Here is a 14,592-nt window from a genome sequence, read left to right on the forward strand (position 1 = left end):
GTGAGCGAACCCCTCATCCTCGGCATCGAGACCTCCTGCGACGAGACCGGCTTCGCCCTCGTGCGTGGCCGGGAGCTGCTCGCCGACGTCACGGCCTCCTCCATGGACGAGCACGCCCGTTACGGCGGGATCGTCCCTGAGGTCGCGTCGCGTGCGCACCTCGAGGCCTTCGTGCCCACCCTCGACGCCGCCCTCGGGGTCGCCGACGTCGACCTCGGCCAGCTCGACGCCGTCGCGGTCACGGCCGGGCCCGGGCTCGTCGGCTCCCTGACGGTCGGCGTCTCCGGTGCCAAGGCTCTCGCGCTCGCCACGGGCAAGCCGCTCTACGGGGTCAACCACGTCATCGGCCACGCGGCCGTGGACGAGCTCGTCCACGGCCCGTTCCCCGACCGGTTCGTCGCCCTGGTCGTCTCCGGCGGCCACACCTCGCTGCTGCTCGTCGACGACATCGCCACCGGCGTCGTCGAGCTCGGCCAGACCCTCGACGACGCCGCCGGCGAGGCGTTCGACAAGGTCGGCCGGCTCCTCGGCCTGCCGTACCCCGGCGGCCCGCACGTCGACCGGCTCTCCCGCGAGGGCGACCGCGGCGCCATCCGCTTCCCGCGCGGCCTGACGTCCGGCAAGGACAAGGCGCGTCACCCGTACGACTTCTCGTTCTCCGGTCTCAAGACCGCGGTGGCCCGGTACGTCGAGGCCTGCCAGGACCGCGGCGAGGAGGTCCCGGCGGCCGACGTCGCAGCCGGCTTCTCCGAGGCCGTCGCCGACGTCCTGGTCACCAAGTCGCTCGCGGCGTGCGAGCGCAGCGGGTGCGACACCCTCGTCATCGGCGGGGGCTTCTCCGCCAACTCGCGGCTGCGCGAGCTCGCCGCCGAGCGGGCGGAGGCGCACGGGATCACGGTGCGGATCCCCCCCCATCCGCTACTGCACGGACAACGGGGCCATGATCGCCGCCCTCGGCTCGGCGCTGGTGCGGTCCGGCGCGGCACCGTCGCCGCTGGACCTGCCGACCGACTCCGGCATGCCGCTGGAGCTCGTGCGCGTCTGAGCCTGCGCGACGGCGGGCCGGCATCGGGTCGGCGGCGAGGAACCGGTCAGGTGTCGGGGGGGCTGGCGAGGAACCGGTCAGGGCGCCGGCGGTGCGGGGAACCTGGTCGGGCGCGGACGGGCTGGCGTCGGCAGGACGAGGAACGTGGTCTGGCGGTGACGGTCGGGCGCGGACGGGCAGGGGTCGGGCCGATGAACCAGGTCGGGCGCGTACCGGCAGGCGTCGGCGGGGCGAGGAACCAGGTCGGGCGGACCGTGCGCCACCCGCCTGCCGGGTCAGTTCTGTCCCGCGGGTGCGTTCTCGGCGGGGCGCCTCCGTCGCGGGAACGCCCGCCAGGCTCGCGCGCCGACCGCGAACACCGCCAGGGTGACGATCAGCGTCCAAGGGAAGCCGGAACGCCAGGCGAGCGACGACTCCCGGGGTGTGTTCACCACCGTGAGCTCGGCCCACAGCAGCCGGGCCGTGGCGCCGCCCGTTCCCGTCGCCGGAGCCACCTGCCACAGCGCCCAGGCGAAGATCGCGGTCGCCACGAGCGCCAGGAGGAGCCACCCGGCCGCGCACGCCGCGCCCAGGCCCCAGCGCGGCCGTCGGCGGTCGAGCAGGTCGCTGTACTCCCCGGCCAGGCGGCGGGCGGGGCCCAGCGAGCTGATCGCGTCGGGCATCGAGGTGTCCGCCGCGGCGGCGTCGAGGTCTCCCCGCAGCTGGGCGACGAGGGCCCGGCGCTGGGCGGCGGGATAGTCGTCGTCCAGCCACAGCACCAGCGCGAGCAGGTACCGCTCACGGCGGAGGCGGTCGCGCAGACCGGCACGAGGGGCTGTCGCGGCGGCGGAGCCGGGTGCGGTCATGGTCGTGCCTCCGGGACGGGTCGGGTCCGGCGCGGGCCGGGGGGTCATGACGACGGCGACGACGTCGCCGAGCTGCTGCCAGCTGCGTCGCTGGACGCCGAGGTGGTCCAGGCCGGCGTCGGTGGGGGTGTAGTACTTGCGCGCCGGTCCCGCCGGAGACGCCACGAGGTACGACGCCAGATGGCCGTCGCGCTCGAGCCGGGTGAGCACGGGGTAGACCGACCCGGTCGCGACGTCGGTGAGGCCGGAGTCCTGCAGGCGCGTGACGAGCTCGTAGCCGTAGGAGTCCTGCTCGCGGAGCAGGGCCAGGACGAGCATCGGCAGGACGCCCTTGAGCAGCTGCGGGTCCCGGGTGGCCGGGGATCGGGCGGGCACGCTCGAAGGTTATAAGCGCTACTAGGTATACGCAACTAGCGGGTGCAGGTGCATACTGCACACGAGGGGCGGGGCCACCTGTGAGGATCCCCGCCCGCGCGGAAAGGACCGGCCGGTGGTCGTCACCATCATCGCCGTCGAGACTCCGTCCCTGGGCGACAGGAGCTACCTGGTCCACGACGGGCGGGTCGCGTTCGTCGTGGACCCGCAGCGCGACGTCGACCGGGTCCTGGACGCCGCCAACCGCTCGGGCGTGGCGATCACCCACGTCCTCGAGACGCACGTCCACAACGACTACGTCACCGGCGGGTACGCCCTCGCCCGACGGACGGGGGCGCAGTACCTGGTCAACGCCGACGACAACGTGTCGTTCGACCGTACGCCGGTCTCGGACGGCGACGTCGTCACGGTCAGCCCGGAGCTGCGCGTGCGCGCCCTGGCGACGCCGGGCCACACGTTCACCCACCTCTCCTACGTCCTGCAGGGGGAGGCGCCGGCGCTCTTCTCGGGCGGGTCGCTCCTCTTCGGCTCCACCGGACGGCCGGACCTGCTCGGCCCGGCGAGCACCCACGAGCTCGCGCGCCACCAGTACCGCAGCGCCCGGCGGCTCGCCGACCACCTGCCCGACGACACCCGCCTCCTGCCCACCCACGGGTTCGGCAGCTTCTGCACCACCGCGGCCGGCGGTGACACCGTCGCCGCCTCGACGATCGGGCGGGAGCGCCAGGTCAACCCGGTCCTGACCCAGGACGAGGAGGCCTACGTGGCGGACGTGCTGGCCGGCCTCGACACCTACCCCGCGTACTACGTCCACATGGCCCCGCTCAACGCGGCGGGCCCGGAGGAGCCCGACCTCGGTGCGCCCGCGGAGGCTGACAGGGCGGAGCTGCGGCGGCGGCTGGAGGCCCGCGAGTGGCTGGTGGACCTGCGCAGCCGCACGGTGTTCGCGGCCGGCCACGTGCCCGGCACCTACAACTTCGGGCTCGACGGCAGCTTCGCCACCTACCTCGGGTGGCTGCTGCCGTGGGGGACGCCCGTCACGCTGCTCGGAGAGACCCCTGGGCAGGTCGCCGAGGCGCAGCGCGAGCTGGCCCGGATCGGTATCGACCGGCCGGCGGCCGCGGCGAGCGGCCGGCCGCAGTGGTGGACGGACGGACCGCTCGCCACGCTGCCCCGCGCGTCGTTCGCCGAGCTGGCCGAGGTGCGGCACGGGTCGAGCGTGGTGGTGCAGCGGCGCACCAGGCCAGCGCGGCCGCGGCGTCCTCGGGCCTCTCGTCGAGCTCGCGCGCGGTCAGCGCCGCCACCAGCTCGTCGACCTCCTTGGGCAGCCACGGCACGACGGCGGACGGGGACGGGACGCGCCCGTTGACGTGCTGGAAGGCGACACGGATCGGGGCCTCGCCGGTGAACGGCTGCCGGCCCGTGACCAGCTCGTAGAGCAGCACCCCCACCGCGTAGACGTCCGCCCGCGGATCCGCGCGCCCGTCGGTGACGATCTCCGGCGCGAGGTAGGCGACCGTGCCCAGGACCGTTCCCGTCGACGCGGCGGTCGCCTCGGTCACGGCGCGGGCCAGCCCGAAGTCGGCGACCTTGGCCCGTCCGTCCGGCGTCAGCAGGACGTTCTCGGGCTTGATGTCGCGGTGCACGAGCCCGGCGCGGTGCGCGCAGGCCAGGGCGTCGAGGATCTGGTCGGCCAGGGTGAGCGCCTCGCCCAGCGCCAGGGCCCCCTCGCGTCGCAGCACCGTGCGCAGGTTGGGTCCGTCGACGTACTCCATCGTCAGGTAGCTCGCCTCGCCCGCGAGACCCTGGTCGTGCACCGCGACGATGCCCGGGTGCGCGAGCCGGGCGGCCGCGCGCGCCTCCCGGCGGAACCGGGCCACGAAGTCGGGGCTCTCCGCCAGGTGGGCGTGCATCACCTTCACCGCGACGGTGCGGTCCAGGCGACGGTCGGTCGCCCGGTACACCGTCGCCATGCCGCCCCGTGCGATGCGCGAGATGACCTCGTACCGGTCGTCGACCAGGTGGCCGATCATCGGGTCGAGGGTCGTGGCGTCCACGTCGTGAGGGTAACCGCCCGGGCGCGCACCGAGCGGGCGGCGTGCCGTGTCTCGCCCGTACGTGGCCGGATCCTCGTACCGCGGGGCGGACGTCGCCGTCGTGAGCGGGCGACGGGGCCTGGCGGTGGGGACGCCGGGGGCCGGGCAGGGCACGGGGACGCCGAGGGTCGGCCCGGGCCCGGGGCGCCGAGGGCCCGACCTGGCCCCGGGGACGCCGAAAGGCCGGGCCCGATGGCCGGCCTTTCGGTGCTGACGACCTCAGAAGCGGTTCATGTGCGCCTTGACGTTCGAGACGTACATCTTGGTGTCGGAGAACATGCCGTTGCGCTTCACCGAGGCGAGGCCCTGGTAGTAGCCGGCGATACCGGACTCGAGGTCCGGCGCCGTGCGCTGCAGCTGGCGGATGATCGCCACGCCGGCCACCACGTTGTCGTAGGGGTCGAGGAGGTTGAGCCTGCGGCCCACGAGCTGGGAGGCCCACTCGCCGGAGGAGGGGATCACCTGCATCGTGCCGATGGCGTTGGCGGGGGAGACGGAGGCGTGGTTGAACCCGGACTCCTGGTACGCGTGGGCCTGGGCCAGTGCGGGGTCGACCCCCATCTGGCGGGCGACCTGGGCCACCAGCGACTGCATGTGCGCCCGAGACGGGACGCCGGTCGCCAGCAGCGTGGCCTTGTTGGCGTTCGCGGAGGCGACGGTGGCCTCGGGGTAGGTACGTCCCATGAAGCTGTTCGGCACCAGGGGGCTGGACGTGGGCGTGGTGGACGGCGTCGCCGACGCCGTGGACGGGACCTGGAGCCGCTGGCCGACGTAGATCAGGCCGTTCCCGCCGAGCCTGTTGGCGTCGATGACGGCGGAGACCGTCGTGCCCCACCTCTTGGCCAGACCGGAGACCGTGTCGCCGGCCACGACGGTGTACCGCCCGGACGTGGCGGTGGGCGCGGCGCTCGCCGGCGCGGCGGACGAGGCGGGTGCGGAGCCGGAGACGACGAGCCTCTGCCCGACGTAGATCAGCCCGGAGGAGCGAAGGTTGTTCGCGCTGATGATCGCCCGGACGGTCGTGCCGTACCTCTTCGCCAGCCCCGAGACGGTCTCCCCGGCACGTACGGTGTGGGTGCCCGCCGGGGCCGACGCCGGCGCCGTCGGCACGGAGGTCGCGCCGGGAGCGGAGGAGGTCGGCAGCGACGCGGCGCCGGAGACCTTGAGCCGCTGGCCCACGTAGATGCGGTCCGGCGAGGAGAGGCCGTTGGCCCGCACGACGGCGGCAACGGTCGTGCCGTACTTCAGCGCCACCCCGGAGACGGTCTCGCCCGGGGCGACGGTGTGCGTCACCGCGCCGCCTGCTGTGCTCGCGGTGGCCGGCCGCGCGTCGGAGGTCGCCGCCGAGGGGATCTTCAGCATCTGGCCGATGCGGATCAGCGCACGGGAGTCCAGGCCGTTGGTCCGGACGATCGCGCTCACCGAGGAGCCGGTACGGGCGGCGATGTGAGAGACCGTGTCTCCCGCCCGGACCCGGTACGTCATCGTGGGCGCCGCAGCCGGCGCCAGAGCGGTGAGAGCCGTGGCCCCCTGCACCGCACCGTGCACGCTCGCCGCGGGCTGGGCGGGGGCGGCGTGCGCCGACGCCGCCGGCACGGTGACTCCCACGGCGGTCGTAGCGGCGAGGGCCAGACCGATACCGGCCCGTCCCGCCTGGGTGCGGGCAGTGGTGCGAGAGCTGTTCTCGACCTTCGACATCGATCCTCCAAGGAACGTGCACGGGGACACCGGCTGCAGACGCCCGAGTCCCGTCTCCGGGGCTACTCGTGTGAACTGTGTGATCGGTGGTGCACATGTGACTACTGAAACAAGTGTGACAGTAGCGACTAGTGTGGCGTGTCGACAACCGCTTGTCCGGATATCCGAATAGGCTGTTCCTGTGAGCGTCTTGCCCGGGGAACCCGCGCGCTGGTACTCGGTCCCCGAGGTGGCCGAGCTGATGGGCGTCCGCCTGCGGGACGTCCGCGCCATGCTGCGCGACCACAAGCTGCTGGCCGTGCCGCACGGCCCGAACGGCGCCGCCTCCGTGCCGGCCGAGCTCCTTCTCGGTCCCGACGAGCCGGACGGCCCCGGTCCGCTGCCCGCCCTGCGCGGCACCCTGATGCTGCTGGCCGACTCGGGCTACGACGCGGAGGAGTCGTTCCGCTGGCTCTACAGCCGGCACGACGAGCTCGAGCAGACGCCGATCGCCGCGCTCCGGGCGCGCCGTACGCACGCGGTGCGCCGGGCCGCCCAGACGATCGCCTTCTGACCTCTTCCGGACGGCTCTTCGTGCTCGACCTGCCGGCCGTGGACGTGGCCGTGGAGCCGCGCACGCCCGAGGATCCGGACGACGCGGCGGAGGACGCCGGTACGCCGTCGTCCACGGGCGGCGGCTCCCGGCCTGCCCGCTGAAGTCCCGGCAGCCCCGGCCGGCGGACTGACCGCCGGCCGGGGGACCGCTCAGCGTCGCGCCAGGCGCTCCAGCGCGGCCGTGCCCTCCAGCGTCGAGACCGAGGGCTCCTCGAGCAGACTCGGGTCGTGGGCGAGGTACGCCTTCGTCTCGCGCGTGATCAGGCCGGCGCAGATGACGAGTCCGACGAGGTTGGGCAGGGCCATCAGCCCGTTCATGACGTCGGAGAAGTTCCAGACGACCGTGAGCTCCGTGGTCGCCCCGACGAACACCACGAGCGTGAAGAGGATCCGGTAGGGCAGCACGCCCCTGATGCCCGCGAGGCGCTCGATGCACCGCTCGCCGTAGTACGCCCACCCGAGCACGGTGGAGAAGGCGAAGAAGATGACGGAGATCGTCACGATGTAGTGGCCCCACGGCCCGAGCCCGATGTTGAACGCCTCCGCCGTCATCCCGGCCCCCTCGACGCCGCTGCTCCACGCGCCGGTGGTGATGATCACCAGCCCGGTCATGGACACGACGATGAGGGTGTCGATGAAGGTCTGCGTCATGGAGACCAGCCCCTGGCGGACGGGGTGCCGGGTCTGGGCGGCCGCGGCGGCGATGGCGGCGGAGCCCATGCCCGACTCGTTGGAGAAGATGCCGCGGGCGACGCCGTACTGGATCGCGAGGATCATCGTCGAGCCCAGGAAGCCGCCGGCGGCCGCGGTGCCGGTGAACGCGTCGGTGAAGATCAGCGCGAGCGCCTGCGGGATGTCGGCGACGTTCATCACCAGCAGCACCAGGGACGCGACGACGTAGAGGACGATCATCAGCGGGACGAAGCCGGCCGTGACCTTGCCGATCGAGCGGATCCCGCCGATGAGCACCGCGCCGGTGGCGACGGCCAGCACGAGGCCGACGATCCACACCGGAACCCCGAAGGACTCCTCCACCGAGGTGGCGACGGTGTTGGACTGGGTCATGTTGCCGATGCCGAAGCTGGCCAGCACCGCGAAGACGGCGAAGACGAGGCTCAGGACGAGGCCGAACCGGTTGGGGATGGCCCGGGCGAGGTAGTACTGGGGGCCGCCCGAGACGTCGCCCCTGGCGTCCTTCGTGCGGAACCGCACGCCCATGAACGCCTCTGAGTACTTCGAGGCCATGCCCAGCAGACCGGTGACCCACATCCAGAACAGGGCACCCGGCCCGCCGAGGTGGATGGCGGTGGCGACACCGGCGATGTTGCCGACGCCGACGGTGGCGGCAAGCGCGGTGGTGAGGGCCTGGTAGTGCGAGATGTCGCCGTCGGCGCCCTCGTCCTTGCGCTTGACCAGGGCGAGTCGCAGGGCCGCGCCGAGCTTGCGGAACTGCAGTCCGCCCAGCCGGATGGTCAGGTACATGCCGGTGCCCAGCAGGAGCGGGATGAGGACGAACGGTCCCCACACCACGCCGCTGATGTCACCCAGGATCGTCGCGAGCCGCTCGCTGTCCATGCGGTCCCCTCTCGTACTCGGTCCCGGGCCGTCCGGGTCGGGAATGCACGCAACCTAGTGCCTGAGGCCTGCCGCATCGAGCTGCCGTCCACCCACGGAGCACGGCGGGCGTGCTCGGCGGGTCCCCGCCCGGCCGGGAACGAGGTGCCAGACTGTCCGGAACGGCCGGACCGACCTGTTCCGGGCCGACCTCGTCCGGGCCGGCACGGTCCGGGCCGACCTGGAGGGAAGATGGCGCAGATCCTGATCGTCGAGGACGAGGCGGGCATCTCCTCGTTCGTGACCAAGGGCCTCCGGGCGGCGGGGCACCGGCCGACGGCCGTCACGACCGGCCGCGAGGCCCTCGCTCACGCCCACACCGACGGGTACGACCTCGTCATCCTCGACATCGGTCTGCCGGACATGGACGGTTTCGAGGTGCTCCGCCGCATCCGCGGCCAGGGCGTCACGGTCCCCGTCATCATCCTCACCGCCCGGTCCTCGGTCGACGACACGGTCGCCGGTCTCGAGGGCGGCGCCGACGACTACATGGCCAAGCCGTTCCGGTTCGAGGAGCTTCTGGCGCGGGTGCGGCTGCGGCTGCGCAGCGAGCCGGCCACCGTCGAGACGACGGTCCTGGCCCACGGCGACCTCTCGCTGGACCTGCGCAGCAGACGGGTGACCGTGGAGGGCGCCGAGGTCGACCTCTCGGCGCGCGAGTTCGCCCTGCTGGAGACGTTCATGACGCACCCGGGCCAGGTGCTCTCGCGCGAGCAGCTGCTCTCCCGCGTTTGGGGCTACGACTTCGACCCCGGGTCGAACGTGGTGGACGTGTACGTGCGCTACCTGCGCAGGAAGATCGGCGCGGCGCACGTGGAGACGGTCCGGGGCATGGGCTACCGGCTGGTGCACGCCACGCGCTGAGGAAGGCCCGGGCGGGCTTCGGCCCCGCCTGCGATCCCCCCGCGGCTTCGAGCCCATGCCCGGCGGTTCGGGGTCACGCCCGGCGGCTTCGACTCACGCCCGGCGGCCCCAGCTCACGCCCGGCGGCCCGAGCTCACGCGGCTACCGTTCGCTCCCGCCACCCCGGCTCGCACTTCCTGGCCGGCTCAGTCTGGGCTCACTCCCGGACCCGCCGTCGGAGGTCGCCCACCACCCGGGCGATCGTCGGAGTGGGGACGCCGTGCCGCTCCCCCAGCACGAGCAGGTGACCCCCGATCGCCTCGAGCTCCGTGGGTCCGCCCGCTCGCACGTCGTGCTGGAGCGACGACTGCATCGTCGGCGGCAGCTGCGCAGGAGGGTGTCCAGGCCGTCGGGCGTGGCGGGGTAGCCGTCTGCCGTGGCCACGGCCGCGACCTCCGCGACCAGGCCGCGCGAGACGTCAGGGTCGTGCTCGAGGGCCCGCCCGAGGGGCAGGTCCGCCCACGAGGTGAGGAGGGCCGTCGGTGCGAGGAAGCCGTACTTGGCCCACAGGACGTCCTGCTCCGAACCACGCACACGCACGTCGACGCCCGCGCGCCGCAGGGCCTCGGCGATGCGGCCGTCCGCACCCGCCGGCACGTTCACGATGAGGAACTGCCCGCGGTGGACGACGGCACCGTCCTCCCGTGCCGCCTCCACCTGCACCGAGCCGCACGTGGCGTTCGGGACCTCGCGGAGAGCCTCTGCGTGCCCCAGCCCGTTGAGCAGGGCCAGCACCTCGCTCGGCGCCGCGGCGGCGAGCTCGGGCAGGACGTCGGACAGCCCGTAGGCCTTGACCGCGAGGACGACGGCGGAGCCGGCCGGCACCGCGGTGGTCACCGGCACCATGGCCGTGAAGCTGCCGAAGAGCTCCGAGCGGATCTCCAGGCCCTCGCCGACGATCCGCCGGGCGCTCCCCGGGCGCGCCACGACCACCACGTCCTCTCCCGCCCTGTGCAGCAGGGCCGCGAGCAGGCCGCCGACGGCCCCGGGTCCGAGTACCGACAGCATCAGTCGGGAGTGTCCGCGGTGATGGGGCTGGGCGGTGAGACGACGGTCGGACCGGCGGAGTCGTCGTCGTCCGGGTCGTTGTCATCGTCGTCAGAGTCGTCCAGGTCGTCGTCCAGGTCGTCGTCGAGGTCGTCGTCGACGTCGTCCGGACGGTCGTCGCCGGTCCCGGCAGGCGCCGGGGTGCCGCCCCCCGGACGGCGAGCCCGCCGGCGACGGCGTCGGGTCCGGCCGCGGCGTGGCCCCGGGAGCGGTGCCGTCGTTCGCCGACGTGATCCGGACCGCGTCGAGATCCACGGGATCGCGTGGTTCCCCGGCGGCGGCACCGAGAGCTCCGGCGATGCCGACGGCGCCGAGCGCGCCCCCGATCACCGCCCAGGTCCTCCTGGTGACCATCTCAGCTCCTCACAGACCCTCGAGCGCCGGCACCCGATCCTATCGAGCGGTCCCGGCACCAGCGCGGAAACGGGCGGAGCCGGCCCGCCGGACAGGGTCGGGCGGCCGCGTCCGTGCCTCTACCGGCCAGACGGCGCGGACGGGGCCGGGGACGACGACGCAGCCGCGGAGCTGGCCGCCCTCGCCCGGGCGAGCACCTCGCCGGGGCTCGTGGTCGCCGTCGGGGCGCCGGACGCCCCCGGCGTGCCGCTGCTGGCGGACCGGCCCCTCGTCCGCGGCGTTTCTGCGGCGTACGTGTGCCGCGGGTTCGTCTGCGACCTGCCGGTCACCACCCCCGCAGACCTTGCAGCCCAGCTGGGGGCCACCTCGCACGAGACCGCGTCCTGACGTCGCCACTCTCTGGAGGTTGCGTCCGCACAGGCGCACCATGGAGCGAGCAACGAGGAGGGCAGGCGCACGTGCGCCTGCCCTCCTCGTCTCAGCGTGACCGTCGAACGGCCACGTCCCGAGCCGTCAGAGCCGGGTGGTCCCACCCAGGCCGGGGTCGGTGCCCAGGCCCGTGGACCCGGCGGCGGGGTCCTGGACCGCGCCGGTCGCCGTCCCGCCGGCGCCGATGGTGCCGCGCCAGGCGCCCGTCTCGTAGCCCTCGTCCTCGATGAACTCCTTGAACTTCTTCAGGTCCGACTCCGCCTGCCGCTCGACGATGCCCAGCGTGTCGCCGGCCTTCTCGACGGCGCCCTCCGGCTCGAACTCCAGCGTCAGACTCACCTCGGTACGGCCGGCGCCGAGGTCACGGAACTCCACCGTGCCGGCGTTCGTCGCGCCCTCCGTCGCCGCCCAGCCCACCCTGGTGTCCGGGACCTGCTCGACGATCCGTGCCTTCCACTTCCGCTTCACACCGGCGATCTGGGCCTCCCACTCCAGGCTCGCGTCGGTCAGCTGGGTGACCTTCTCCACGCCGCCCATGAAGTGGGGGAACTCCTCGAACTGCGTCCACTGGTTGTAGACCGTGGTGACCGGGACGTCGACCTCAACCGTCTTGTGAACCTTCGTGGTCATGCCAGAACTCCTTCTCGTCGGGCGAGGGGGCGGGGCGCGCCCGCCCGTTCTGTCTCCTCCAGCATCGAGGATCCCGGCGCACCTCGCGAGGCGAGAGGAAGACCTTCGGGACGTTCGCCGTCGGGGGGAGGTACCGTGTAGGCCGCTGCACACCCCCACAGATCTCCATGACCGACGCCGATCCAGGTACCACGCCCTACGACGTCCTCGGTGTGGACCGCCACGCGTCCGCCGAGGAGCTGCGGCGCGCGTACCGACGCCGCCAGCGCGAGACCCACCCCGACCTCGGCGGCGACCCGGCCGCGTTCCACGCGGTGCAGCTCGCCTGGGAGCGTGTGGGCACCCCGGCACTCAGGGCGGAGTACGACCGCACGGCGGCCGGCGCCCCGCCGGTCGGCCCGGTCCGCCCGGCAGGCGGACGAGGGCACGCGGGTGTGGACCACCGGGACGAGCCGGGGCAGCGCCCGTGCGCCGTCGTCCGCCCGCTCGTACGGGCACCCGGGCGGGGCGTCGCGGCAGCGCTACCTCACGCTCATGCGGGAGTGGGTCGGTCGTGGCGTCGACCTCCCCGACCCGTACCAGGAGGACCTGCTCCGGCGGGCGCCGCACGAGGTGCGGCACGCCCTCTCGGACGCGCTCGCGGAGGAGGCGACGGCGCGGATCCTGAGCAGCCTGGGTCCGTCCTTCGCCGTCTGGCACGACGTCGCGACGGCCAGCGACAGCGGCGCCTGGACCTCCGACGCGACTCTGGGGCCTTCCGGTTCCGCGAAGCTCGACCACGTCGTGCTGGGTCCGACCGGCGTGTTCGTCCTGCAGTCCGAGGACTGGGGCGCACCCGCGCGTCCCCGCGGCAGCGAGCTCGTGAGCGAGGCGCTCGCACCGGGCGCGCAGCCGGTGCGGTCGCTCGAGCGCAGGGCACGGGTCCTCAGGTCGTGGCGCGTCGCGGCCACGGCCGTCGTGCTCGTGCTGCCGGACGGCGCGCTCGCCGAGGACGTCGTGCTCCTGCGCCGGGGCCGTGGGCGCCGGCCCGCCCGGCTCGCCGTCCGGCGCAGCTCGCTGGGGTTCCTGCTGGCGGTCGGCCTGCCCGGCACGGGCCGCCTGGACGATGCCGCCTTCTTCGACGTCCGCACCCGGCTGCAGGACCACATCCGGTTCGTGTGACCCACGCCGGCGGCTGGAGGGCCCGGGCGGACAACCGGGCCTCGGGCGGCCTACGGTGGGCAGGACGAACGGAGGCATCGTGACGAGATCCACCCGAGAGGTCCTCGAGTCCCATCTCGCCCACCGTGAGGAGGGGGACCTCGAGGCCGACCTGGCGGAGAACTACGACCCCGACGTCGTCCTGCTCTCCTGGGGCGAGGGCGCCGGCCGGGGGCTGGACGCCGTGCGGCACCGGGCCGGGCTGCTCTCGTCCTACCTGGGGCCCGGGGCGTTCCGCTACGAGGCGCTGATGGTCGAGGGCGACTTCGGGATGCTGCGGTGGAGCGGCCGCTCGCCGCAGGTGCGGGTGCGCAACGGCGTCGACTCGTTCGTCGTGCGGGACGGGCGGATCGTCGCCCAGACGATCTACTACGCGGTCCAGGACGGCCGGAGCCAGAGCCACGGCGGCTGAGCCGGACCGCCCGCCGGCCGGCGACAGCGCACCGCCCGGGGGCATTCACCAGGAAGCATCCGGAACCAGGGAGAGGAGGCACACCGTGCCCGAGCCGAGCGGCTGGCAGCGCATCACCGAGTCGAACCCCGACCACTCGAGGTGGTACGTCGAGCGGTTCCGCACCATGGCGGCCTCGGGGGCAGACCTCGCCGGCGAGGCCCGCCTGGTCGACGCGATGGTGCCCCGCGGCGCGCGGGTCCTCGACGCCGGCTGCGGACCCGGCCGGGTGGGCTCCGCCCTGGCCGCAGCGGGCCACGAGGTGGTCGGCGTCGACGTCGACCCGGTGCTGGTCGCCGCCGCGGAGGAGGACCATCCTGGCCCGACCTGGCTGGTCGGCGACCTCGCCGAGCTGGACCTGCCGGCCCGCGGGATCATCGAGGGCTTCGACGCGATCGTCTGCGCGGGAAACGTGATGACCTTCCTCGCCCCGAGCACGCGGCGCGAGGTCCTGCGCCGTTTCGGCCTGCACCTGCGCCCGGGCGGCCGGGCGGCGGTCGGCTTCGGGGCGGGCCGCGGCTACGGGTTCGAGGAGTTCCTCAGCGACGCCGCGCGTCCGGGCTCGAGCCCGCGGTGCTCCTGTCCAGCTGGGACCTGCGGCCGTTCGGCCAGGGCTCCGACTTCCTCGTGGCGCTCCTGGGCAGGGCGGGCGAGACCGCCGCCGCCCAGCGGTAGCCGTAGCGCCGCAGCTGCGCCGTCCACTCGTACGTGCCCAGGCCGAGCGGCGTGTTCGACAGCGGCCGGAACCGGATCGGGGCGTCGTGCCCGTCGGCCGGCGGCCGCTCGCACTCCAGCGTGGCGAAGGTGCGCCACGGCCCGCGCGGCGTCGCCCACTCGAGCACGAAGATGCGCGGGTCCTGGGACGGCTCGGCGCCGAGGAGCACCGGTCCGTGCGGCCCCTTGTACGGCATCAGGCTCGTGAGCGGGCCGTCCTCGGGACGACGGCGGAAGGTGAGCAGCCACCGGCTCCACCGGCCGCGGCCGGTGGAGGCGAGCAGGACGTCGATGGGCCCGGACGCGTCGTGCACCCGCAGCGCGAGGCCCTGGATGTCGGGCAACGCCTCCGGCAGCCCGATCCCGCGCGAGAAACGCACGGTCGCCTCGCGGCGGCCGGGCACACCGAGCGGCATGCCGAGCTCGGCCGGGCGGGAGTGCAGGTTGATCGACGCCTTCACCACGGACCCGCGGGTGTGCATCGGTTTCGCCTGGCGCACCACTCCGAGCGCCACGACCGCAACGCCCAGCAGCACACCGCCGCCCGCGGCCGCAGCTGTCACCACCGCCCGGAGGGGGGCCATCCTCGTCACCTCT

The 14,592-nt window shown here is 73.9% G+C and carries 14 protein-coding genes and 5 pseudogenes; 10 read left to right on the forward strand and 9 right to left on the reverse strand.

What is annotated here, in order from left to right; translation table 11 throughout:
• Window positions 1–1,045: pseudogene (tsaD, locus tag DA06_RS10720) on the forward strand (tRNA (adenosine(37)-N6)-threonylcarbamoyltransferase complex transferase subunit TsaD).
• 275 nt (window positions 1,046–1,320) lie between these two features.
• On the opposite strand, the gene DA06_RS10725 reads toward tsaD, so the two are convergent.
• Complete coding sequence (locus DA06_RS10725; RefSeq protein ID WP_418607664.1) at window positions 1,321–2,265, reverse strand: PadR family transcriptional regulator; 945 nt, start codon at window positions 2,263–2,265, stop codon at window positions 1,321–1,323.
• A gap of 115 nt (window positions 2,266–2,380) precedes the next feature.
• Between DA06_RS10725 and DA06_RS10730 the strand changes: the two genes are divergently transcribed.
• Window positions 2,381–3,634, forward strand: a complete 1,254-nt coding sequence (locus tag DA06_RS10730; protein WP_418607665.1) for an MBL fold metallo-hydrolase — start codon at window positions 2,381–2,383, stop codon at window positions 3,632–3,634.
• Here DA06_RS10730 and DA06_RS10735 read toward each other — a convergent pair.
• Window positions 3,588–4,298: pseudogene (locus DA06_RS10735) on the reverse strand (protein kinase domain-containing protein); the annotation flags it as partial. The gene DA06_RS10730 and the pseudogene DA06_RS10735 overlap by 47 nt on opposite strands.
• A gap of 282 nt (window positions 4,299–4,580) precedes the next feature.
• Entirely contained in the window at window positions 4,581–6,059 is a 1,479-nt protein-coding gene (locus DA06_RS10740; protein WP_418607666.1) for a LysM peptidoglycan-binding domain-containing protein, read from the reverse strand.
• A 181-nt stretch (window positions 6,060–6,240) separates the two neighbouring features.
• Here DA06_RS10740 and DA06_RS10745 point away from each other — a divergent pair, with 181 nt between their 5' ends.
• A complete protein-coding gene (locus DA06_RS10745; protein ID WP_043499873.1) occupies window positions 6,241–6,612 on the forward strand; it encodes an Rv2175c family DNA-binding protein in 372 nt (123 codons plus the stop codon).
• A 20-nt stretch (window positions 6,613–6,632) separates the two neighbouring features.
• A complete protein-coding gene (locus tag DA06_RS10750) occupies window positions 6,633–6,755 on the forward strand; it encodes a hypothetical protein (protein ID WP_418607667.1) in 123 nt (40 codons plus the stop codon).
• Window positions 6,756–6,803: 48 nt separating this feature from the next.
• On the opposite strand, the gene DA06_RS10755 is transcribed toward DA06_RS10750, so the two are convergent.
• Window positions 6,804–8,228 carry an alanine/glycine:cation symporter family protein gene (locus DA06_RS10755; RefSeq protein WP_043499879.1) on the reverse strand — a complete coding sequence of 475 codons (1,425 nt, stop codon included), beginning with the start codon at window positions 8,226–8,228 and terminating at the stop codon, window positions 6,804–6,806.
• Window positions 8,229–8,459: 231 nt separating this feature from the next.
• Between DA06_RS10755 and DA06_RS10760 the strand changes: the two genes are divergently transcribed.
• The gene (locus tag DA06_RS10760; RefSeq protein ID WP_043499884.1) at window positions 8,460–9,131 is read left to right on the forward strand and encodes a response regulator transcription factor; all 672 of its coding nucleotides are present in this window, start codon (window positions 8,460–8,462) and stop codon (window positions 9,129–9,131) included.
• Between the two features lie 196 nt (window positions 9,132–9,327).
• Here the strand turns inward: DA06_RS10760 and DA06_RS10765 are convergent, their stop codons facing one another.
• The 3 genes and pseudogenes from DA06_RS10765 to DA06_RS10775 all read right to left on the reverse strand — a co-directional run bounded on the left by DA06_RS10765 (window position 9,328) and on the right by DA06_RS10775 (window position 10,571).
• Complete coding sequence (locus DA06_RS10765; protein ID WP_418607973.1) at window positions 9,328–9,483, reverse strand: ketopantoate reductase family protein; 156 nt, start codon at window positions 9,481–9,483, stop codon at window positions 9,328–9,330.
• Window positions 9,484–9,839: 356 nt separating this feature from the next.
• A pseudogene (locus tag DA06_RS10770) lies at window positions 9,840–10,178 on the reverse strand (ketopantoate reductase family protein); the annotation flags it as partial.
• 90 nt (window positions 10,179–10,268) lie between these two features.
• Entirely contained in the window at window positions 10,269–10,571 is a 303-nt protein-coding gene (locus DA06_RS10775) for a hypothetical protein (RefSeq protein WP_418607668.1), read from the reverse strand.
• Window positions 10,572–10,781: 210 nt separating this feature from the next.
• Between DA06_RS10775 and DA06_RS10780 the strand changes: the two genes are divergently transcribed.
• Window positions 10,782–10,958: a hypothetical protein gene (locus DA06_RS10780; protein WP_418607670.1), complete on the forward strand. Its 177-nt coding sequence runs from the start codon at window positions 10,782–10,784 to the stop codon at window positions 10,956–10,958.
• A gap of 126 nt (window positions 10,959–11,084) precedes the next feature.
• Here the strand turns inward: DA06_RS10780 and DA06_RS10785 are convergent, their stop codons facing one another.
• Entirely contained in the window at window positions 11,085–11,630 is a 546-nt protein-coding gene (locus tag DA06_RS10785; RefSeq protein ID WP_418607671.1) for an SRPBCC family protein, read from the reverse strand.
• Window positions 11,631–11,797: 167 nt separating this feature from the next.
• Between DA06_RS10785 and DA06_RS10790 the strand changes: the two are divergent.
• From DA06_RS10790 to DA06_RS10805, 4 genes and pseudogenes are all read left to right on the forward strand, one after another.
• Window positions 11,798–11,938 (forward strand): annotated as a pseudogene (locus DA06_RS10790) (DnaJ domain-containing protein); the annotation flags it as partial.
• Window positions 11,939–12,062: 124 nt separating this feature from the next.
• Complete coding sequence (locus tag DA06_RS10795; RefSeq protein ID WP_052436633.1) at window positions 12,063–12,791, forward strand: nuclease-related domain-containing protein; 729 nt, start codon at window positions 12,063–12,065, stop codon at window positions 12,789–12,791.
• Between the two features lie 79 nt (window positions 12,792–12,870).
• Window positions 12,871–13,242, forward strand: coding sequence for a nuclear transport factor 2 family protein (locus tag DA06_RS10800; protein ID WP_418607672.1), 372 nt, complete (start codon window positions 12,871–12,873; stop codon window positions 13,240–13,242).
• Window positions 13,243–13,459: 217 nt separating this feature from the next.
• Window positions 13,460–13,717: pseudogene (locus DA06_RS10805) on the forward strand (class I SAM-dependent methyltransferase); the annotation flags it as partial.
• Between the two features lie 103 nt (window positions 13,718–13,820).
• Here the strand turns inward: DA06_RS10805 and DA06_RS10810 are convergent.
• Window positions 13,821–14,579 (reverse strand): hypothetical protein, encoded by a 759-nt coding sequence (locus DA06_RS10810; RefSeq protein WP_052436635.1) that lies wholly within the window; start codon window positions 14,577–14,579, stop codon window positions 13,821–13,823.
• Window positions 14,580–14,592: the final 13 nt, after the last annotated feature.

Source organism: Georgenia sp. SUBG003 (genome assembly GCF_000715355.2).
Taxonomy (GTDB): Bacteria; Actinomycetota; Actinomycetes; order Actinomycetales; family Actinomycetaceae; genus Georgenia.